Origin of the sequence: Peteryoungia wuzhouensis (assembly GCF_003205195.1) — a bacterium.
Classification (GTDB): Bacteria; Pseudomonadota; Alphaproteobacteria; order Rhizobiales; family Rhizobiaceae; genus Allorhizobium; species Allorhizobium wuzhouense.
Genome location: NZ_QJRY01000005.1, coordinates 347,021 through 367,199, shown reverse-complemented (window position 1 = coordinate 367,199; position 20,179 = coordinate 347,021). Strand labels below are relative to the sequence as shown.

Sequence of the window (20,179 nt, the reverse complement as noted above, 5' to 3'; positions counted from 1 at the left end):
ATTTCGAGATCCTGCCAGCCATCACCCATCAAGCCAATGACACTGAGATTTGTAATCGCTTTAAATCGCGGGGGAGGAATCTTGCCAGAGGCGCCGCAGCCATGGGATAAGCACCATTGGGAGCCTGGCAGGGCAGCCTGACAGGAGGAAGTAGGGCACGGGATGAAGCTCAAGGAATTTGCCCAGCAGATCGGTCTTTCGCCGACGACCGTCAGCCGTGCCCTGAGCGGCTATCCGGAAGTGAGTGAAGCAACGCGGAAACGCGTGATGGAAGAGGCGGCCAAGCTCGGCTATCGCCCCAACATCAACGCTGTGAGGCTCGCCACCGGCCGTGTCGGCGCGATCGGTGTCGTGACCAGCCGGGCCGGCGAATACCAGTTTGCGGAATTCATGGGCGGCATTTCCGAACGCCTGAGCGCCGAGGATATCGACATCCTGATCACGCCCATGGCGGAGCAGGACAGCCGCGACGAGTTACAACTCTATCGCCGTCTCGCGGAAAGCCGCCGTGTTGACGCCGTTGTCATCACTGCGCCGCGCCCCAACGACCCGCGCATTGCCCTGCTCAACGAATTGAAGCTGCCCTTCATCGTGCATGGACGCTCCGCCACCGACGCGCCGTATGCCTGGCTGGACATCGACAACGAGGGCGCCATATGCCGGGCGACCCAGCACCTGCTCGATCTCGGCCATCGCCGCATCGCCATGATCAACGGTCGCGAGGGACTGACATTTACCCAGCACCGCGACAAGGGGTATAGGGAAGCGCTGGCGGAACGTGACGTGACCTATGATCCGAAGCTCGTGACCCATGGCAATTTCACCGACGAGATCGGTTTTCGCGTGGCGCGCGCAGTGCTGGAGCAAGGGCAGCGCCCGACCGCCTTTGTCGCCGGCTCGATGATGAGTGCGCTCGGCGTCTACCGCGCGGCCCGCTCGATGAACCTCGTCGTCGGCCAGGATATTTCGGTCATCGCCCATGATGACGTCTTCCCCTATCTGACGGCCGACAACATGGTGCCGTCGCTGTCGACGACCCGCTCCTCGATCCGCGCGGCGGGAAGCCGGATCGCCGACCTCCTCTTGCAGATGCTGAGCGGCCGCCCGGCGACCGATATCGCCGAACTGTGGCCGGTGGAGCTGATCCTGCGGGAATCCAGCCGCCCCGTGCACAAGGATGCCGGGGAATGAGCACGCCAACAGCAGACCGCATCGTCGTCGTGGGCCACGTGAACCACGATCGCATCTGGCGGCTGACCGAACCGTTGCGGGCCGGTGGCCGCATCCTGTGGAGCGCCCGCCATACGCGGCTGGGCGGCGGCGGATACTTTACCGCGAGGCGGTTGCGGGATCTCGGTCATTCGGTCGCGATCCTGTCGAACCTGATGACGGATGAACACGGCGATACGGCGATGGCGGATCTTGCCGGGCTGGGCTTCGACATCTCGCTCATCACACGGGTGCCGGGCGGCACGGATTTTGCCGACATCCTGCTTGACCCCGAGGGGGAACGCACCATCCTGTCGAACGAACGCCGCCTGTCGCGCGCATTTGTTCTGGACGAGGCCCTTTCGGATGGCGTCTTCTACGTCAACGCACCACTCCTGCCTGACACGATCCTCGCCTCCCTGGCTCAGGCGCGGCTGGTCGTCTCGCAACTGCCGCTGCGCCGCGCGGCCCCGCGCCCGGCGGATATCATGATCGGCTCCAAGGCGGATATGCCCGACAGGAGCATCGCCGATGTCTGGTCGCTTGCGGCAGAGCTAAGCGGCAGCCGGCTCCGCCATCTGGTGATGACTGACGGGCCCGATGCCATCTCGATCTACGACGGCACACGGGAAATCACGGTTGCGATAGCGCAGCGGGTCAGCGTGCGCGACACGATCGGCGCCGGCGACAGCTTCAGCGGCGGATTGATTCACGCCCTGCTTTCCGGGGCCGATATCATTGAGGCGGCGCGGATTGCCGCCGATTTGACCGCCCGATGGCTGGTGGGGCGTGAGCAGCAAACCGCCCAAATGACAACTGAAAAATCAACGCTCTAGCCAATTTTATTTGATCTCCGCTCCGGAACCCACCCCACGCCTGACGAGTTTGTGGGTGCAATACGGAGGAAGGCATGACCGAATACGATTTCACCTGGAACCGACCCGTCGAACTGGAACTGCCCTGCGGGCTGACTCGACGGTTTCAGAACGCCTATGATGCCCTGGATTTTCTTGACGCCGAATGGCCGACCCGTCGCGGCCCTGCCTATGAGCAGGCAATCCGCCTGTGCCGGAACGCCCTGCGCGATCTGCACGCCGCCGAACTCGCCCGCGCCGCCTTTATCGCGGCAGCTGAAGAAGCCGGCATGCGCCTGGCAACCGACCCCGACCGGCTGGTGAGCTTCCTGCCGCAGCGTCGCAAGGCGGTCGCTTGAGACGAAAGCTGTTCGAGGCCGTCACATCCTGGCGGCCACGAGCAGCGCAACGGTTTGCCCCTTCAGCACATCGCGCATCAGAAGCCTCGGCGTGGAGGGGATCGCACGATCCATCAGCGCATCCCGCCAGGGCATGACCGCCAAAGTATCCGGCAACGCGACCGACGTCTCGCCCCAGAAATCCGCATCGCTCCCCTTGTCCGCTTCCACAAGCATCGACAGAGGTAGTCGGCAAGCAATGGTGATCGTGGCCTCGTCGCCCCGCACTCGCGCAAACGCCAGGATGTGGCGGCTTTTCTCCCCCTCTGCCACCAGCGGCACATAGTCCCCTCGGGCGAAGAGCTCAGGGTGCTGGTTGCGCAGACGAAGCCCCCGTCCGACCACTGCCTGCTTGACCCGCCCGGCGGCCAGCGCCTGCGGATCGGCAAACGCGATCGGGGCATCCGGATCAAATGCAGAGAGCACCGCGAAGGCCGGCAGACGACGGTTGTCGGGGTCGACGAAACTGAGGTCGATCCCCTCGCTGCCCTGGTAAATGTCGGGAATACCGGGCGCCGTCAGCTTGATGACGGTCTGGGTCAGTCCGTTGACAAGACCAGCCGGGATCAGTTGCTGGATCTGGTCGACGAAATCAGCGACAAAGTCGGGGTGATCGAGCAGCAGACTGCGGACATAGCCGGTCACGGCCTTCTCGTAGTCCTCGTCCACGGCATTCCAGTCGCTGCGAAGCTTTGCCTCGCGCAGCGACTTCTCGACGAAAGCCGCGACCCGATCGGCGAAATCGGCGAGCCCTTCCCGGTCCTCAGCCCGCAGGTCGATCGGCCAATGCCCGACCAGTGCCTGGAAGATCATCCACTCGATCTCCGGTTCGGGCGCAGGTCCGTCGGTCAAGCGCTTGACGTGGGGTTGGGCGATCTGCCGCCAGCCGGCGATCCGCTCCGCCATGGCAGAGGCATCTTCGGCAAAGGCGAACAGCCTCGCACGCGCATCTTCCCCACGCTTCGTGTCATGTGTCGAGGACGCCGACAATCCGTGCGGCTGTTCCTTTGCGCGCCGCGCCATCTCCTGGTGGAAATGTTCGAGACCGCCTTCAGGCAATTCCAGTTCGCCCCCCACTTCGTTGAGGGCCAGGAATTCGCCGTGGCGGAAGAACAGCGTGTCCTCCAGCGATTTCGCCATCAACGGTCCCGTCAACTGCTGGAAGCGCCGGCGCAGGATCGCGGCGTCCTCGTGGTCTGCCGCTCCCGCATTCTCGCCCTTCAGAAGCGCCACGAGCCTGTGGGCCGCCTGCGCCTCCTCGTCCGTTAAACTGCGACCGGCATCACGAAGGACATCATCGAGCAAAGCGCGATCCCCATCCGCGACGCCGTCGTCGCGGCCATAGGTCCGGTAGCGCGGAAAGGAAAGCAGGATTTCCTCAAGTGCATTTCGCAGAACCGGCTTGTCGAGACCGGTGAACTGGCCCGCCTCCCGCAAAAGGGCGCGGACCTCGCCCGCAAAATTGACGCGGATCATCTGCCGCTTGGCGGCACGCATTTCGAGAGGAATGTCGGAGGGACCGCCACTCACCTGCTCATAGGCCGCGCGAACTGCAAAAAAGCTGTTCTCATCCAGAAGAACCGGCACCTGGGCGGCGATGAACTCGTAGCCTGTCGTTCCATCGACGGGCCAATCCTCGGGCAGGCTTTCCCCCGGCGCGAGGATCTTCTCGACAACCAGATAGACTTCGTCGCCGATTGCCGCGCGCAGCTTGGCGAGATAGGCAGCCGGATCGGCCAATCCGTCGACATGATCGATCCGCAGCCCTTGAACGATATCCTTGCGGACCAGGTCGAGAACCGTTTCGTGCACGTCGTCGAACACGGACTGGTCTTCTACGCGCAGGCCGACAAGCCCGGCAATTTCGAAGAAGCGGCGGTAGTTCAGGCCCTGCGCTGCTTCGGTAAAATGCATCAGACGCCAGGGCTGCAGGCTGTGCAGGAAAACGAGAAAGTCGGCATCGCGGGCACGGGCATCAAGGTCGCGCAGCAGGCCCTCGCAGTCGCCGCCATGACAGAGGTCGAGGACAGCACGGTGAAATTGCGCAGCATTCCCGGACTTCGCCTGGCGTCCGAGATCTGCCAGACGAGCCGCCATCGGGTCGGTAGATTCGCTGAGAACAGCCGGATAGGTCGCGGGATCGAGCGGATAAAGGCTGTCGAAATACTTGAGTGCGAGACCACCTTGCCTCCCATCCAGCACCAGCGAGAAGGCGCGTTCCATCACGGCCTGCTCGAAGCTCGATCCGAGAAAGGGCAGCGTCAACTTGCGGTTCCAGTCGATATCGAAATGGCGCGCGAAAGGGCTCGCCTCTCCCCAGGTGACCACGCTGCGCCACCACGGATTTTCGAGGCTCGCCGCCATGTGGTTGGGCACGATGTCGAGGATAAGGCCAAGCCCTTCGGACTTGAGAGCGTTCGACAGGCTCTCCAGCCCTTCCCTCCCGCCAAGGACGGGATCGATGACATTGGCATCGGTGACGTCGTAGCCATGGGTGGAGCCCTTGGTCGCGGCAAAGATGGGTGAGGCATAGAGATGGCTGATGCCGAGACGCTTCAGATAGGGCACCAGGTCGACGGCACGTTCGAAATCCATCCCGTTTCGAAACTGCAGGCGATAGGTCGAAACGGGAATGGGCATGCTGGCATCCTCGGGAGAAATTTTGATTGACGCTGCGTAACGCCAGCATCCCCGGGTTGTTCCGCAAAGAACGCATCCAAGCGCCCGCGCGTATCGCTGACCGGACCAGAGGTAAAGTGCACAAAAAATGACACCTCACCCAAAAGGCGAAATTGCTACATAAGCAGATCTGGAATTTGCAACCCTCGCCGACATGTTGTGCCTGATCTTTTTTGGGCTTCGCTTCAATAATTCATTTCATTCAAATATGCTTGATTTAGCAGCCGATTCGAGACGGCAGCGGGGCTAAATGACTTAGCTGGGGTGCGGACATGACTGACCAAATGGAAATCGAGACCTGGGCCATGGTACGGGCGCAAGAGATCGTCATGCAGCAAGGCGCCAATCTGGTGGTTGCGGCGCAGCGCCTGGACCACAAGAAGACCACGGCAAACACCTATGCTCTGCGCGCGGCGATCGTGAAATCGCTGATGGAAGCCATGTCGGCCCCTCCGGCAAAGATGGCCGGACAGATGCAGGCCGGAGAATAAGCAGCCCACTTGAAACGATGAACGCCGCGTCTGCAAAGCAGAACACGGCGTTTTCCCTTGGGAGGATCGGCAGGAGGCCGGCAGTCGCTGCCGGCCAGAGTGTTTACTGGGCCGACGCTTCGGCAGCAGCCAGTGCACGGCGGCGCTTTGCCCGCCAGCCGAGGAGAACTGGCAGAACCGCAACCGCAATGGCAAGCACCCACAGAATGAGCGAGATTTTGCTCTGGAACAGGATGGAGATGTCTCCACCGCTGATCGCCAGCGCATTGCGCAGGTTCACTTCCATCACCTTGCCCAGAACGAAGCCGAGAATGATCGGCGCCATGTCGAAGCCTGCCTTGCGCAAGAGCCAGCCGGCAATGCCGATCGCCAGCATCAGATAGATGGCGAAGATGGAGGCATGGGTGGAATAGACGCCGATGACCGAAAGCACGAGGATGCCGGGCACGAGGATCCAGTTCGGCATGGTCAGCACGCGGGCAAAGATGTTGACCAGCGGCAGGTTGAGCGCGAGCAGGATGAAGTTGCCGACAAACAGCGAGGCGACGAGACCGCCGACGATTTCCGGGCGCTCGACGAGCAGCATCGGGCCGGGCTGGATGTTGTAGAGCATCAGCGCACCGAGCATGACCGCCGTGGTGCCGGAACCGGGCACGCCGAGCGTCAGCATGGGCACGAAGGCGCCGGCCGCGGTTGCATTGTTGGCGGCTTCCGGTGCTGCCAGACCACGAACGTCGCCATGGCCGAAGGTGCCTTCAGTATCGGAAATCCGCTTTTCAGTCGTGTAGGAGACGGCACTGGAGACCGAGGCACCGGTACCCGGCAGAACGCCGACGATGAAGCCGATCAGCGAGCCGCGCAGGGTGGCGCCCATGCTCTTTACGACGTCCGACATGCGAGCGGTCATGCGACCGAGTTCGCGGATCACGGTGACGCCCTTGGTCTGATGCTCGAGGATCAGCATCGCTTCTGAGATCGAGAAGAGACCGATGACCAGCGTCACGAACTCAATGCCGTCGCCGAGTTCCGGCTCGTTGAAGGTGAAGCGATAGGCACCCGAAGTGGCATCCAGTCCGACGGTCGCCAGCATCAGGCCGAGCACGCAGCCGATCAGAGTCTTGGTGGGCTGCGAACCGACCATCGAGCCGAGAGTGGCGAAGGCAAACACCATCAGCACGAAGTATTCGGCGGGGCCGAAGCCGATCGCAAGGCCCGAGAGCAGCGGCGCGAAGAAGGCAAGACCGATGACGCCGATGATACCCCCGATGAAGGAGGCGATGCCCGACAAGGCGAGTGCTTCGCCAGCGCGGCCCTGCTTGGCCATGGGATAACCGTCCATCGCCGTCATGACGGCACCGGCATCACCGGGCACGTTGAGCAGGATGGAGGAGATACGGCCACCATATTCCGCCCCGCAATAGACCGAGGCAAGCAAGATCATCGTGCTTTCGGCGGGAAGCCCCATGGAATAGGCGATGGGCATCAGGAGGGCGATGCCGTTGATCGGGCCGATGGCAGGAAGGGCGCCGACCAGCGTGCCGATGAAACAGCCGATGAAGCCGATCAGCAGGTTCTGCCCCGTGAGGGCAACGCCGAAGCCGTGCCAGAGATATTCGAAGCTCATGAAATTATCCTTTCAGGTCCTGGCGACGGTCAGCCGAAGATGGCGCCGGTCGGCAGGTAGACCTCGAGCAAGAAGGAGAAGATGAACCACCAGAGGGCGGCATGAACGACACCACCGATCAGCGACAGCTTGGGTGAAGCGCCGAAGATCCAGCCGGTCACGGTCGTCAGAAGGAAGATCGAGATGGCGAAGCCGAGCGGCTCCATGAGCGCCACGCAGACGATGAGCGTGGCCGGCACGGCGAGCACCCGAACCAGCGCGTTTCCGGTCGGGAAGTCTTCCGCCGATCCAGGAAACTTGAGGTAGAACAAGGTGAACAGGCCGAGCAGAATGGCCAGCATGACAGGCACGAAACGTGGCCCGAGCGGATCCGACGAAAAGGCATATTCGATCATGCTGCCGCCGATGCCATAGGCAATGGCGAGCAAAAGCAGGACCAGCGCGCTGATGCGGCCGATGAGCTGGTGGGTTCTCGTGTTTTCCGACATTTTAGTGTTTCCCCGCATTCGGATCGGCGGCCACATCGAAGCGCCGCGATCACCCAAGGTCATGACGCCTTCAGCCGCGGCCGTGGCGTGTGTTGAAGGTGCAGTTCCGCGCACACGCTCCGCGCGGATGGGGCGATGCGACCATCAGGGGCCGCATCGCCCGCCGGATCAGAAGCCGGCTTCTTTGGCCAGGATCTTGAACTTGGCGACGTCGCTCTTGACGCGGTCATCGAAGTCCTTGCCGAGCAAGGTGAATTCGAAAAGGCCACGCGACTCGCGTTCCTTGGCGAATTCCGGCGTCTTGCTCATGGCGTCGAACGCCTTGACCCACCAGTCGTAGTCGGCGTCGGACACGTCCTTGCCGACATAGAAGCCACGCCAGACGGGCCATTCGAGGTCAAAGCCCTGTTCCTTGGCGGTCGGAATGTCCTTGAGTTCACCCGGCAGGCGCTCAGGCGACATGACGGCGAGGATGCGGACCTTGCCTGCGAGGTGATGCTTGCCCATTTCGGCAGCGTCGCCGGAGCCGACCTGCACATGGCCGCCTTCGAGCGCGGTCAACACGGCGCCACCACCTTCAAGCGCGACGTAACGCATCGACTTCGGATCCTGCTCCGCAGCCTTGGCGATCAGCGAGCCCTTCATCCAGTCCTGCGAACCGACGGCGCCGCCGCCTGCGATCGCAAAGGTCGTCGGGTCGGCATTGTAGGCGGCAACGAGATCGGCCATCGTCTTGTAGGGCGATTCGGCATTGACCACGATCACGCCGAAGTCTGCACCGAGTGCACCAAGCCAGCGCACGGCACTCTCGTCATACTGGCCGAACTTGCCCTGAGCGAGCAGAAGTGCCGAGCCCGAGGATGCGGCGGTGATCAGGTTCGGATCGCTGGCACGCTTGGAGATGACGTGGTTATAGGCCACGGCGCCGACACCACCTTCCATGTAGGTGACGGCCATGGGCTGCTTGATCTGCTTGGTTTCGAGCAGGGCATTGGCAGCGAGCCGGCAGGTCAGGTCGAAACCGCCGCCGGGCTTGGCACCCGCCAGGCATTCCGGCTTGCTCGGCTCGGCCATGGCGGAGGTCGCGGCAGCAAGGCCGATCAGGGCAGCACCGGCCAGAAATTTCATCGTGTTGCGGATCATCATTCTCTCCCGAATATCTCAGCGTTCCCGGACAATCCCAGCGCAGGCCACGAAAATAGCGTTCACGCAGGACGTGCGTCCGCGTGTTGCTGATGGCGATGGCGTTGGGATCCTCCCCAAATGCCGGCGTAAGCTCTCTCCCTATGCCGGCCGGACATTGATAGGCCTCAATCCTGTCACGATCCTGTCAAACCCGTTAACGGCAAGATCACCCCGACCACCGCTTGATCGATGCCCGCAGACATGCGACCGTCCGCCCATGCGCATCCTGCTCGTGGAAGACACGCTCGACGTCGGCGAGGCAATCAGCCGCCGCTTTGAAACCATCGGTCACACGGTCGACTGGCAGACGGACGGCCATGCCGCCGCGGAGATCCTCGATTTCACCGAATACGATCTGGTCATTCTCGACGTCATGCTGCCGGGGCTCGACGGTTTCTCGATCCTGAAGGGACTTCGGCAGAACAAGAACCCGGTGCCCGTGCTGGTCCTGACAGCGCGCTCGGAAATCGACGACCGGGTCGGTGCGCTTGATCTGGGCGCCGACGACTACCTCGTCAAACCCTTCGACTTCCGCGAACTGGAGGCGCGTGCACGCGTGTTGATGCGCCGCAGCAGCGGTGGAGAGGCGACCAATGTCATTGTCTGCGGCGATGTGCTGCTCGACCGCTCGCAGCGCTCGGTCCGCGTCGGCAAGCGCGAGGTGCAATTGAAACGCCGCGAAATGACCCTGCTCGAAATCCTTGCAAGCCGGCCGGGACGCGTTTTCAGCAAAGAGCAGCTTCTCGACCAGCTGTTCGGTTTCGAGGAGGCGGCTGGCCCCAACGCCATCGAACTTTATGTCGGCCGCCTGCGCAAGAAACTCGAGGGGGCCAAGGCCCGGATCGTGACCGTCCGGGGTTTGGGCTATCAGCTGGTGTCCGATGCAGAGGACTAAGCCGTCCCTCTTCTCCCGCCTCGTTCTGCGCGTTGCGGTGGTCCTCGCCGGTGGAGCGGCGGTGCTGATGACGGCCGCATGGTTTTACGCCAGGGCAGCCGCCGACGAAGCCTATGACCGGTTGCTGCAAGGGGCGGCGATCCAGATCCTGGACAGCCTTGTGGTCGAGGACGGGAAGATTGCCGTCAACCTGCCCCCCAGCGCCTTCGAACTGCTGGGCCTCGCCCCGCGCGATCGCATCTTCTACCGGGTGATCGCGCCCGACGGCAGCACCCTGACAGGTTACGACGATCTTTCCGCGAGCACCGACAAGGACCATGCACTCAACAGCCCGTTGTTCGAGACGGGAAGCTACCGCAACCAGCCGGTCCGCCTCGTTCAGACCAGCCGGGCGATCTCCGACCCTAGTGTCGGAGGCTGGGTCCATGTGCTGATCGCCCAGACCACGGAAGCGCGCCAGGCCCTGACGACGGAACTCACCTCTCGCGCCTTGATCCTCGTGACGATCATGAGCCTGCTGGCGCTTGCCGGGACGGTGCTCGCGGTTCGTTACTCTCTGCGGCCGCTCGATGCGCTGGGCGACACCTTGCGTCGGCGGGACTCCCAGGATCTCACGCCGCTTGCCGTCGATGTACCCCGCGAACTCGTGCCTTTCGTCGATTCCATCAACCACTTCATGCGCCGCCTCGACGAGCGGCTGAAGCTGCTGCAGCGCTTCATCGCCGACAGCGCTCACCAGATCCGGACACCTTTGACGGCACTCTCGGCGCAAGTGAGCCTGATCGACGAGGACGCCCTGTCGGAAAGCAACCGCCGTCACTTAAGCCGCGTGCGCGACCGCACCAACGAGCTCGCGCGGTTCACCACGCAGCTGCTCAACCATGCCATGGTCATCCACCGCTTCGATTCCGCCCAGCTATCCCCGCTCGACCTGACCGATGTCGCCCGCAAGGCGTTTCGCGCAGCAGTACCGATCACCATCGATCCGGATACGGTTGTCTCCTTCGAGGCGCCCGACGAGACACTGACCATTCTCGGTGATGGCTTGAGCCTGCGCGAGGCCATCGTCAACATCATCGACAATTCGTTGCGGCACGGTACGCTGTCGAAGCTGGAAGTCCGGGTGGTCAGACGCGGCGACTTCGGCCTGGTCGAGGTCGAGGACGACGGCCCCGGCATCCCGCAGGCCGATTGGTCACATGTCACGCAGCGCTTCGTCTCGTCGAAATCGGGCGAAGGCAGTTCCGGCCTCGGTTTCGCCATCGCTTCGGAGGTCGCCGGCGCGCTGAAGGGCGCCCTCTCCTTCCGCGAGAAAACCCCGCAACGCGGCTTTACCGTCGTGCTCGAACTGCCGTTGATGCGGAAGGAGGGGGCATGATCGCCCGTTACGCACTCAGATCGGTGCTGCTGCTCGGCGCAAGCCTGCTTGCCGCTCGGGCATTGCCGGCTTTCGCGCTGGAGGGCGAACAGACGGTCTTTCCAGCGATTGCCACGGAGCAGGTGCGCCTTGTGATCAATGGGGCGACGGATGTCGATGCGATGAAGCCGCTGATCCTGGATTTCCAGCAGATCGCGCCGGAAGTGACCGTCGAGTTCAACGATTATGTCACCAATGACCTCTTCCGCGAGGCGGAGAATGCCTGCCTCAGCCGCACACCCTATGGCGACCTTTTGCTCTCGTCTTCGGTTGACCAGCTCGTGAAGCTCGCCAACGACGGCTGTGCGCAGGACCATCGCTCACCGGAGACCGAGCGCGTGGCCGACTGGGCCAACTGGCGCGACGAGGTGTTCGGCTTCACCTTCGAACCCGCCGTGATCGTCTATGACGGCAAGCGCGTGCCGCCGGAAGACGTGCCGCGTTCGCATGTCGAGATCGCCGAGCTCCTGCGCGCCAAGCCGGATGTCTATCGAAACCGGATCGGCACGTATGACGTGCGTGCCTCCGGGATCGGATACCTGCTGGCCTTTCACGATGCGCTCCAGGCGCCCACGACCTATGGCCGGCTGCTCGAAAGCTTCAGCCGCGCCGACGTCGTCACCCGCTGCTGCAACAGCGAGGTGCTGGGCGAGATCGCCAATGGCCGGCTGCGCATCGCCTACAACGTGCTTGGCTCCTATGCCTATGCCGCATCGCGCCGCAATGCGGACCTGCGGGTGGTGATCCCGCGGGATTATGCCCTGATCCTGTCGCGCGGCGCACTGATTCCGGAACTTGCGCCAAACCCGGACCTCGCCAAACGCTTCCTCGATTATCTTCTGTCGCAGCGCGGGCAGAAGGTGGCGCGGGAGAAGGCCTTCTTCTTCTCCGAAGGCACGCCTTTGCCGCCCGATGTCGACGGGCCGATGTCACTGATCGAATCCGGCATAGGCAGACCGATCCGCATTGGGCCAGCCCTGCTTGCCGCCCAGGATCAGGCGACTCGTGACCGCTTCATCGCCAACTGGTCCTCGTTGTTTTCACCCAACAAGCCGTGATCGTCGCGAACACAAAAGCCGCCGGCAGTGTCCCGCCGGCGGCCTGATCCGGTCCCTGCAGCCTTCGTCAGGCGGCGCGGTGATGGGCGGTGTTTGCCTGGGCGCGTCCTTCGGGTGCGAGCTTGAACTGGTTGATCAACTGCATCAGCGCATCGGCCTCGTCAGCCAGCTGACGCGTCGCAGCATTGGTTTCCTCGACCATGGCGGCATTGCGCTGGGTCATCTGGTCCATCTCATTGACCGAGGAATTGACCTCGCCGAGCGCATTGGACTGGTCGCGGCTGGCCATGGCGATGACCGAGACACGCTCTGCGACCGTGATGATATTGGTCGAGATTTCGGCAAGAACCGCCCCCGTCTGCTGGACCAGCTTCGATCCCGCCGACACTTCCGTGCTCGACTTGTGGATCAAGTCCTTGATCTGCTGCGCCGCCCCGGCAGAGCGCTGCGCAAGCTCACGAACCTCCTGGGCAACGACGGCAAAGCCCTTGCCCGCTTCGCCGGCGCGTGCCGCTTCGATCCCGGCATTGAGCGCCAGAAGGTTCGTCTGGAAGGCGATCTCGTCGATGACGTCAATGATCTGCACGATCTGGCCCGAGGCATCCTCGATCCGGCCCATGGCATCGATGGCGCTCGCGACAACGACCGACGAGGTGTCGGCACGGCCCTTGGTATCGGCAACGATGGTGTTGGCCTGTTCCGCCTGCTCTGCCGACTGCTTCACGGTGACCGTGATCTCGTCGACGGCAGCCGCCGTCTCCTCCAGCGACGCCGCCTGCTGCTCCGTGCGCTTGGCGAGCTGGTCGGCAGCACTGCTCATTTCGGCAGCATTGCGCTGGATCATGTAGGTGTTCGAGCGGATCTGCGTCATCGTATCCTGCAGATGCTCAAGCGACTGGTTGAAGTCGTTGCGCAACTGCTCAAGACGGCCGTGGAACGGGGTGTCGATCGTCTCGGAGATGTCGCCCTTTGCCAGGCGACCGAGACCGGAGGCAAGCGCATTCACGGCAAAATTGATCTGCCGGTCGATTTCCTGCTTTTCCAGATCGTTGCGGCGGCGCTCTTCTTCCGCTTGCGCCCGCTCTGCCTCGCTGCGGCTTTCGATTTCGATCTTCGACAAGGCATTCTGCTTGAAGACGCCGAGCGCGCGCGCCATCTCGCCGATTTCGTCGACGCGGGTCTCGCCGTTGATCTTGGTGTCGAGAACGCCCTCTGCCAGGCGGCGCATGGCGCCGGTGATCTGCCCGATCGGCCCCTTGAAGGTGAGCACGAGTCCAATGCCGGCGAAGATCGAGATCAGGATGCCGAGGCCGGTGGCGCCGATCGAGATGGAGTTCGCATCGCGGCGCTCTTCACCCGCAGACACCTTCTGCATTTCGGCAAAGGTCGTCAGCTGCTTCCAGATGACATTGAGATCGGCACCCGCCTGGTCGTAGCTTGCCTTGCGCGCCTGGCTGACCTTGACGAGTTCGACGCTGGCAGCGGCCATGGTATCGATTGCCGGGGCAAGCTCGGCCTTGACCTGCATCAGGACCGGCTGGTCGGCGGCACTGGTGCCAAGGGTCTCAAGCGAGGTCTTGAGGGCAGAAAACTGCTTGTCGAGCAATGCGCGGTTTTCGTCGGTCGGCTCGAGCAGGAAACGGGCCATCATGATCTGCAGGCCATAGCCGGCGGACATCAGCTGGCGACCATCATTGATGACGGCCTGCGCCTTGGCGAGCGGCGCGTCGAGTTCACCGAACTTGATTGTCGCATCCTTCATCTTCTGCTGGGCTGCCAGCCCGAGATAGGAGTTCAGCTGCGTGAAGTTGCGCAGCATGCCCTGCATGTCGGTGATCACGGTATCGGAGCGATCGTTCGTTTCCAGAATGGTCTTCAGCTGGCCGCCGATCTTTTCCAGCGTGTTGGCCGCCGACTTGTTCGCCTTTGGCAGAACGGAGGCCAGCAGTTGCTGGCGCGACACCAGCTCGGCATGACGCGCGCTGATGGCGGCGAACTTCTCGTCCGGGGTCTTGGCCTTGGTGAAGGCAGAATTCATTTCCATCAGGAAGGTGCCGGAGCTGCGAATGCTTTCGGCATCACGCAGCATCGACTTCGCCGAGGCATCATCCGCCTGAACGGCCTTTTCCATGTCGGTCATGGCCGCCATGATTTTGTCCTGCGCGGTGACCACCTGGGAGGTCCCCTGCTGGAGCGTCGCGACAACGGCCGCTTCCGATTCATGCAGCTTCCACAGCTCGTCGGTGCGCGCAACGACCGTGTCGACAAGCGTGCGGGCCTGTTCCAGTTCGGCACGACCATCGGCATCCGCAGTCAGCTGCGACAAGGTTGTCTGCAGATCCTGCTGTTGCTGCTTCAGGCGCGTCGTCACATCGTCGCGCGACTGGGCCGTGGTATTCTCGAGGAAATCCGTCATCGAAGCCGAGACATCGCGGAAACCGCTCAGCGACTGCAACACGCTGTTGGAGATCTCGATCCGGCCCTGCAGCAATCCGGATGCGTAAAGGCCGGTAAATCCGACAGCCGATATACTGATCACAAAGGGCAGAATGAAAATCAGCACCTTGGTCTGAATATTGAAACGGGACAGGATACGGTCGATGAACACGATTGAATTCTCCTCCGACGCAGGCACGGCAAAGAATGCGGTGAAGCGCCTTAATCAATCCACTAAGAATGGATGGGGAAAACTAATAACGGCTTAATTAGAAGCCTGCGAATTCGCATGTTTACGGTAAGTCGAGCCGGCGACAAGCCCGACGGCCGGCGGCCGTTTCAGCCGCCGCGCCCATAAATTTTATAAATTTTTTTCAAGTGCTTATGTTTTCAGGACGCCTGGCTCAGGCTCTCCGTGGAACGGTCCGTTCCATCCTCCGACGCCACCCAGCGCCCCTGCCCCTCGTAACGCCAGGCCAAGCGCCCCTCTTCGTCCAGCGCAAACAGATGCAGCCAGCCGTTGTCGAACAGCGCGCGCACGGTCTCGTGCCGCAGGAGGATGGCCGTGATCGCCTCTTTCGGAGCTTCGATCGCGACCGTCAGCCGGACGGGCTCATGCAGGTAGGCCGAACCGTCATGCACGGATTGAAAGGGCAGACCGGCTCTGAGAGTGCCGCCATTGCCCTCGACGACACCGATGCCCGCAACGACATTGTGCAGCAGCTTGTTGCCGGCGCCGAACAGGGAGGGGGCAACGGTCGACCCGAAATACTGCAAACTGATCCAGCTTGCCACGACCACCGGCGCAGTCAGGATCAGCTCCAGGATCTTGAACCCATCATCCTTCTGCCAGAGATAGTCGTGCAGGAAAGCCCGGCCTTCGAGCGCCCGCCCCTGCGTCCGGCTCCGTGGCGCGGCGATGAAGGCGCTGCAGCCCGCAAGGCCAAGTTCAGGCCGAACCTGCGACCAGTCACGGCTGCGCCCGGCGATCGATTGCGCGGACGCGCCCTCCATCCGGCTTGCACGCTCGGCCCGTGCAAGGGCACCGGACTGCTGTAGCCACTGCCGGATCGTGTTCACGCCGTCCGCATCCGCCGCCGCCTGCAGGTCATCGACGAAGAGGGTCACGGCATCGGTCGTGGTATCATGGAGGCCGGCGAGGAACACGGTGTCGGCAGGCACGGCGATGCCCCTCTGTGCCAGTCGTTCCCGCACGGCACCGTCGTTCAACAGCGAAGCCAGCAGCCGCGCATTCACATCGCCCGCATGGCCGCCGCAGGCGCCGCAATGCAAAGCGCTGGCATAGGGATTGTTGACGACATTGGCACCATGGCCGCAGAGCAGGACGAAGCGGCCGAAGGTATCGGTCAGCGACATGGCGCGCAGCACGGTTTCGGCAATGGTCGCGCGCGTTGAAAGATCGAGCCCGGGAGAGAAGTGTGGCTTGGCCCTTTCCGCTCCGCGCCCCATGCCGAAACCCAGGCCGTCACGCAGCAGCTTTCCGGCGTAAACCGGCCCCATCGCCTCGACGAAGGCGAAGGAAGAGACCGCCGCAAGCTTGAACCGTCCCCAGGCGCGGATCGCGCGGGCGCTGAAACGGGCCTGCCTGTCGGAGTCGTCATCCTCAACCGCCGCGCAACTGAAGACCGACGGCGTGAGAAGCACGGGCAGTCGGTGCTCTGAAACGTCGGAGGCAAAGCCGCGATGGCTGGCGCCAAGACCGAAGAACCCGGCAAAACCGAGGGTGCGGATTCCGGGATCGACGCTTTCGAGCGCCCGGCGAAAGACCTCGGAACGCACGTCGATGCAGAAGGCGGCCTGCAGGAAGGGCCGTGTTTCCGGCAAAGCCTGGAAAGGGGACGGGCGCGACAGCATCCGGCCGAGCCGCCGCTGGCCGGCCCGCTCGGCTGCAAGTTGCAGGACCGTGTCGGTCAATGTTTCCCGATCTGCGACCAGAGGCTCGCCATGCGCCCTCCGAATGCTGCGCCAGCGGTCGTCGATGAGAGGCTGATGACGCAGATAAATCGCCTCCTCGAAGACCAGGCGGACAGCGAGCAGTTCGAGCGCGGTCGTATCGGTCCGCCCCTCCAGTTCGGCCTTCCATTGCAGATGGCGCGCATGCTGGGCCCAGCCGCCGAGGCCAAGCAGCAATTGGTGGAAATAGGTGCCGGGATCGCGCCCGAGGCCAAGCCGCACGGCCGCGCGCTCGATCGCCCCTTGCGCCGTTTCCGGCGTTTCCGCGACATGGGCACCGAAGCCGGTGAGGCCGAGAATTTCCGGCGTCAGGTCATGGGTCGCAAAGGCCCGCCAGGCGGCATAAAGCCCATTGCGGGTTGATGCCGCCCAGAGCGCCTGCCCCTCATCGAAGAAACCGGCGGCAAAACTGCCGATCCGGTCGGCAATCAGGGCTGGCCAGTCCTGACCGGAATGCCGTGCAGCAAGGTCAGCCACAGTCGGCAAGGCCCGTGGCGGTGCCACATCCTCGGCGACAGCCGCCTTGAGCGCATCCAGATCGAGGCCAGACACGCTGGCTGCGAGCGCCGACGAAAGATCCTCGTCCGTGATCTCCCCGGCTGTGATCTTCTGCCGATAATACGGACGGGACAGGGCCAACCGGACGCCCCCGATCCGGGCCAGTCGGGTCGCGGTCGTTTCGAGGCGCTCGCCGACCTGGCCAAGGAAGGGATTGACGGCGACGGTCGCGGTGAGCGGCCATGCTGGCGCAATTGCGCGAACGGCCTGATCCGCCGCCAAGGCAAGCGTTTCGCGATGCAGGGTATCGACGGTGGTGAGATCGGTCATCGGTTCACTCCTGGACATGGGCGGTGGACGGGGTGGAGAAAGGGCGGATTGCCGTGCGCGGTCGCTTCAGTCTCCAGCCGCCAAGCAATCGGTCGAACAGCGCATTTACATAAAGACCGTTCGCGAGATGCACCCGGAGGCCAGCCGCTGCGGGATGATAGGCCCAGAGTGGGAAGAGCGCCTGGGCGACGGCAACGGCGCCGAAGGTGACGACGGCAAGCACCATCAGCGTCCATTCGAGCGGCCCCGGCTGGGGCGCTGCCGGCAGCGTGCCGATCAAGAGCTTGTCGGCGCCGCGCTGCAGGGCGAAATAGGCAGTGGCGGCAGAGACGGAATAGAGCGATGTGCGCCAGGTCAGCGCCCACGGCGCCGCATCGGCGAGCCCTTGCGCGATCAGATAGGCCGTGCCGAAGATCAGGATCGCGCCCAGCGCCAAGGCCTGGAGCGGCTTGTCGACAAAGCCGAACAGCACGCCGATCACCGCATAGATGGCAAGCGCCAGCAGGAAGGCACGGCCGACCGCTCGGGCATTCGGAATGGTGACCGGACCCGGCCGACGGGCCGCAGCGACCGTTTCGATGGCCGAGCCGGAGGCAAGGAAGGCATGCGCCTTGTAGAGCGAATGGGCAACGATATGCAGCAGCGCGATCGGGAAGAGCGCCAGCCCGCATTGCAGGATCATGAACCCCATCTGCGCCACCGTCGACCAGGCGAGCGAGGTCTTCACCGCCGATTGCGTCAGCATGACGAGGCTGCCGAACAGCGCCGTGAACCCGCCGATCATCACCAGCACCGCCAGCACGCCCGGCGCCTGCAGCATGACATCGGCAAAACGGATCAGCAGAAAGCCGCCGGCATTGACCACGCCGGCATGCAACAAGGCTGACACCGGCGTCGGTGTCTCCATCACTTCGGTGAGCCAGCCATGGGTGGGGAACTGCGCCGACTTGAGCAGCGCGGCCAGCGCCAGCAGGGCGGCAGCCGCAATCGTCAGGGGTTGGACAGCACCTTCGCGGGCTTCCGCCAGGATTGAGGTTATGTCACCGGTGCCAAAGACAAGCCAGAGCAGCGCGGCAGCCCCGATCAGCGCGAGATCACCGGTGCGCGAAACGATGAACTTCTTGCGCGCCGCCCGTTGCGCCGCGATCCGCTCGGGATAGAAGAGCAGCAATTGATGCAGCAGCAGGCTTGTCGCGATCCAGCCGGTGACGAGCTGAGCAAGAGTGCCGGACTGGACAAGCAGGAGAACGGCCGCCAGCGTCGCCGTCATCCAGCCGGTGAAGGCTCCTTGCCGAGGCTCGCCATCCAGAAAAGTGCCGGCATAGCGCAGCACCACCCAGCCGATAAAGGAGACCAGCCCCAGCATAATGAGGCTGACGAGATCCAGCCGTGAGGCGAAGGAGAAGGGCGCCAGGCCAATCGCGGGGCTGCTGCCGGCGCCGAACTGCCAGAGAACGACACCCGAGCCCACCGCAACCGCGATGCTGCCGAGGGCCGCCGCCTGTGCCACCTTCAGCGCGAAGCGCGGACGCAGACCCGGACTGAGAAAGCTGATAGCCGAAGCGATGAGCAGCAACAATGGAGCGATGAGCGGCAAAGCGTAGATCACGAGACATCTCCGGTCTGGCGGCCCTGATCGGCCGGCTGGAAACTTCACGGACCAGTTACCAGCCAGTGATGCCCAATAAAAATTCATTGTTTCGAGAAATTCGTTCTATAAAATAGAACCATGTTGGAGCTGAACTATCACCACCTGCGCTACTTCCGCGCCGTTGCCCATGACGGCAACCTGACCCGCACCGCCGAGCGGCTGAACCTGTCGCAATCGGCTTTGTCGATCCAGATCAAGAACCTGGAAGAGCGGCTGGGCCACGCCTTGTTCGAGCGCCGTGGCCGTCAACTTTATCTGACCGAAGCCGGCCGCATCGCGCTCGACCATGCCGACACGATCTTCTCCGCTGGCGAAGAACTGGTAGAAACGCTGAAGGAAACCGGCCGCACCCGCCGGGCCATCCGCATCGGCGCGCTCGCCACCCTGTCGCGCAACTTCCAGATGGAGTTTCTGCGGCCAATCCTTGGCCGCTCCGATGTCGACATGATCCTGCGCTCCGGCAGCACCAGCGAACTTTTGGGCGCGCTGGAAAGCCTCAATCTGGATGTCGTCCTGCTCAACCAGGCACCGATGGCCGACAGTGTGACACCCTTCGTCGCCCAGCATGTCTACCAGCAACGGGTGAGCCTCATCGGCAAGCCTGATTATGGCGAGGCCGGCACGGATCTGGCCGGGTTGCTGACCCGCCACCCCGTCATCCTGCCGACGCTGGAAAGCGGCGTGCGTTCGCAATTCGAGGCCCTGGTCGAACGGCTCGGCATCGTGCCGCAGGTCGCAGCCGAAGTGGACGACATGGCGATGATGCGCCTTCTGGCGCGCGAAGGTGCGGGGCTGGCCGTGCTGCCGCCGATCGTCGTCAAGGGCGAATTGGAGGCCGGCAGTCTCATCGAATTCGACGCCCTGCCCGGCATGATCGAGAATTTCTATGCCGTGATCACCAGGCGCCGCTTCCCCAATCCCCTGATCCGCCCCCTGCTCGAAGCAAGCCAGGACACCCGATCCGATCGCGCCTGAGCCGCGTATTGCATGGC

15 protein-coding genes are annotated in these 20,179 nt (G+C 63.2%); 8 read left to right on the top strand and 7 right to left on the bottom strand.

The features are described 5' to 3' along the window. Window positions 1-162 precede the first annotated feature (162 nt). The 3 genes from DMY87_RS15675 to DMY87_RS15665 all read left to right on the top strand — a co-directional run bounded on the left by DMY87_RS15675 (window position 163) and on the right by DMY87_RS15665 (window position 2,422). Window positions 163-1,191, top strand: coding sequence for a substrate-binding domain-containing protein (locus tag DMY87_RS15675; RefSeq protein WP_110792553.1), 1,029 nt, complete (start codon window positions 163-165; stop codon window positions 1,189-1,191). Next, on the top strand, window positions 1,188-2,045 hold the full coding sequence (locus DMY87_RS15670; RefSeq protein WP_110792552.1) for a PfkB family carbohydrate kinase: 858 nt from the start codon (window positions 1,188-1,190) through the stop codon (window positions 2,043-2,045). Before DMY87_RS15675 ends, DMY87_RS15670 begins: the two co-directional genes overlap by 4 nt. 74 nt (window positions 2,046-2,119) lie before the next feature. After that, window positions 2,120-2,422, top strand: a complete 303-nt coding sequence (locus DMY87_RS15665; protein WP_110792551.1) for a DUF982 domain-containing protein — start codon at window positions 2,120-2,122, stop codon at window positions 2,420-2,422. Window positions 2,423-2,443: 21 nt separating this feature from the next. Here the strand turns inward: DMY87_RS15665 and treY are convergent, their stop codons facing one another. Continuing rightward, window positions 2,444-5,101: a malto-oligosyltrehalose synthase gene (gene treY / locus DMY87_RS15660; protein ID WP_110792550.1), complete on the bottom strand. Its 2,658-nt coding sequence runs from the start codon at window positions 5,099-5,101 to the stop codon at window positions 2,444-2,446. 311 nt (window positions 5,102-5,412) lie between these two features. On the opposite strand from treY, the gene DMY87_RS15655 reads away from it, so the two are divergent. Further along, entirely contained in the window at window positions 5,413-5,631 is a 219-nt protein-coding gene (locus DMY87_RS15655) for a hypothetical protein (protein ID WP_110792549.1), read from the top strand. Between the two features lie 103 nt (window positions 5,632-5,734). On the opposite strand, the gene DMY87_RS15650 is transcribed toward DMY87_RS15655, so the two are convergent. The 3 genes from DMY87_RS15650 to DMY87_RS15640 form a co-directional block, all read right to left on the bottom strand. Continuing rightward, window positions 5,735-7,255, bottom strand: a complete 1,521-nt coding sequence (locus DMY87_RS15650) for a tripartite tricarboxylate transporter permease (protein ID WP_110792548.1) — start codon at window positions 7,253-7,255, stop codon at window positions 5,735-5,737. A 29-nt stretch (window positions 7,256-7,284) separates the two neighbouring features. Then, on the bottom strand, window positions 7,285-7,743 hold the full coding sequence (locus DMY87_RS15645) for a tripartite tricarboxylate transporter TctB family protein (RefSeq protein ID WP_205908174.1): 459 nt from the start codon (window positions 7,741-7,743) through the stop codon (window positions 7,285-7,287). 168 nt (window positions 7,744-7,911) lie between these two features. Continuing rightward, window positions 7,912-8,886, bottom strand: coding sequence for a Bug family tripartite tricarboxylate transporter substrate binding protein (locus DMY87_RS15640; protein ID WP_245408935.1), 975 nt, complete (start codon window positions 8,884-8,886; stop codon window positions 7,912-7,914). A 259-nt stretch (window positions 8,887-9,145) separates the two neighbouring features. Between DMY87_RS15640 and DMY87_RS15635 the strand changes: the two genes are divergently transcribed. The 3 genes from DMY87_RS15635 to DMY87_RS15625 are packed head-to-tail and all read left to right on the top strand — an operon-like array spanning window position 9,146 to window position 12,298. Beyond that, window positions 9,146-9,823 (top strand): response regulator transcription factor, encoded by a 678-nt coding sequence (locus tag DMY87_RS15635; protein ID WP_110792547.1) that lies wholly within the window; start codon window positions 9,146-9,148, stop codon window positions 9,821-9,823. Further along, window positions 9,810-11,201 carry a sensor histidine kinase gene (locus DMY87_RS15630; RefSeq protein ID WP_110792546.1) on the top strand — a complete coding sequence of 464 codons (1,392 nt, stop codon included), beginning with the start codon at window positions 9,810-9,812 and terminating at the stop codon, window positions 11,199-11,201. Before DMY87_RS15635 ends, DMY87_RS15630 begins: the two co-directional genes overlap by 14 nt. Further along, the gene (locus DMY87_RS15625) at window positions 11,198-12,298 is read left to right on the top strand and encodes an ABC transporter substrate-binding protein (RefSeq protein WP_110792545.1); all 1,101 of its coding nucleotides are present in this window, start codon (window positions 11,198-11,200) and stop codon (window positions 12,296-12,298) included. Before DMY87_RS15630 ends, DMY87_RS15625 begins: the two co-directional genes overlap by 4 nt. A 67-nt stretch (window positions 12,299-12,365) precedes the next feature. On the opposite strand, the gene DMY87_RS15620 is transcribed toward DMY87_RS15625, so the two are convergent. The 3 genes from DMY87_RS15620 to DMY87_RS15610 all read right to left on the bottom strand — a co-directional run bounded on the left by DMY87_RS15620 (window position 12,366) and on the right by DMY87_RS15610 (window position 19,145). Further along, window positions 12,366-14,906: a methyl-accepting chemotaxis protein gene (locus DMY87_RS15620; RefSeq protein ID WP_110792544.1), complete on the bottom strand. Its 2,541-nt coding sequence runs from the start codon at window positions 14,904-14,906 to the stop codon at window positions 12,366-12,368. Window positions 14,907-15,124: 218 nt separating this feature from the next. Next, a complete protein-coding gene (locus tag DMY87_RS15615; protein ID WP_425353508.1) occupies window positions 15,125-17,554 on the bottom strand; it encodes a YbcC family protein in 2,430 nt (809 codons plus the stop codon). Then, window positions 17,541-19,145 (bottom strand): proton-conducting transporter transmembrane domain-containing protein, encoded by a 1,605-nt coding sequence (locus DMY87_RS15610; RefSeq protein WP_245408934.1) that lies wholly within the window; start codon window positions 19,143-19,145, stop codon window positions 17,541-17,543. The genes DMY87_RS15615 and DMY87_RS15610 overlap by 14 nt, the downstream gene beginning before the upstream one ends. A gap of 120 nt (window positions 19,146-19,265) precedes the next feature. On the opposite strand from DMY87_RS15610, the gene DMY87_RS15605 reads away from it, so the two are divergent. After that, window positions 19,266-20,162: a LysR family transcriptional regulator gene (locus DMY87_RS15605; protein WP_110792541.1), complete on the top strand. Its 897-nt coding sequence runs from the start codon at window positions 19,266-19,268 to the stop codon at window positions 20,160-20,162. Window positions 20,163-20,179: the final 17 nt, after the last annotated feature.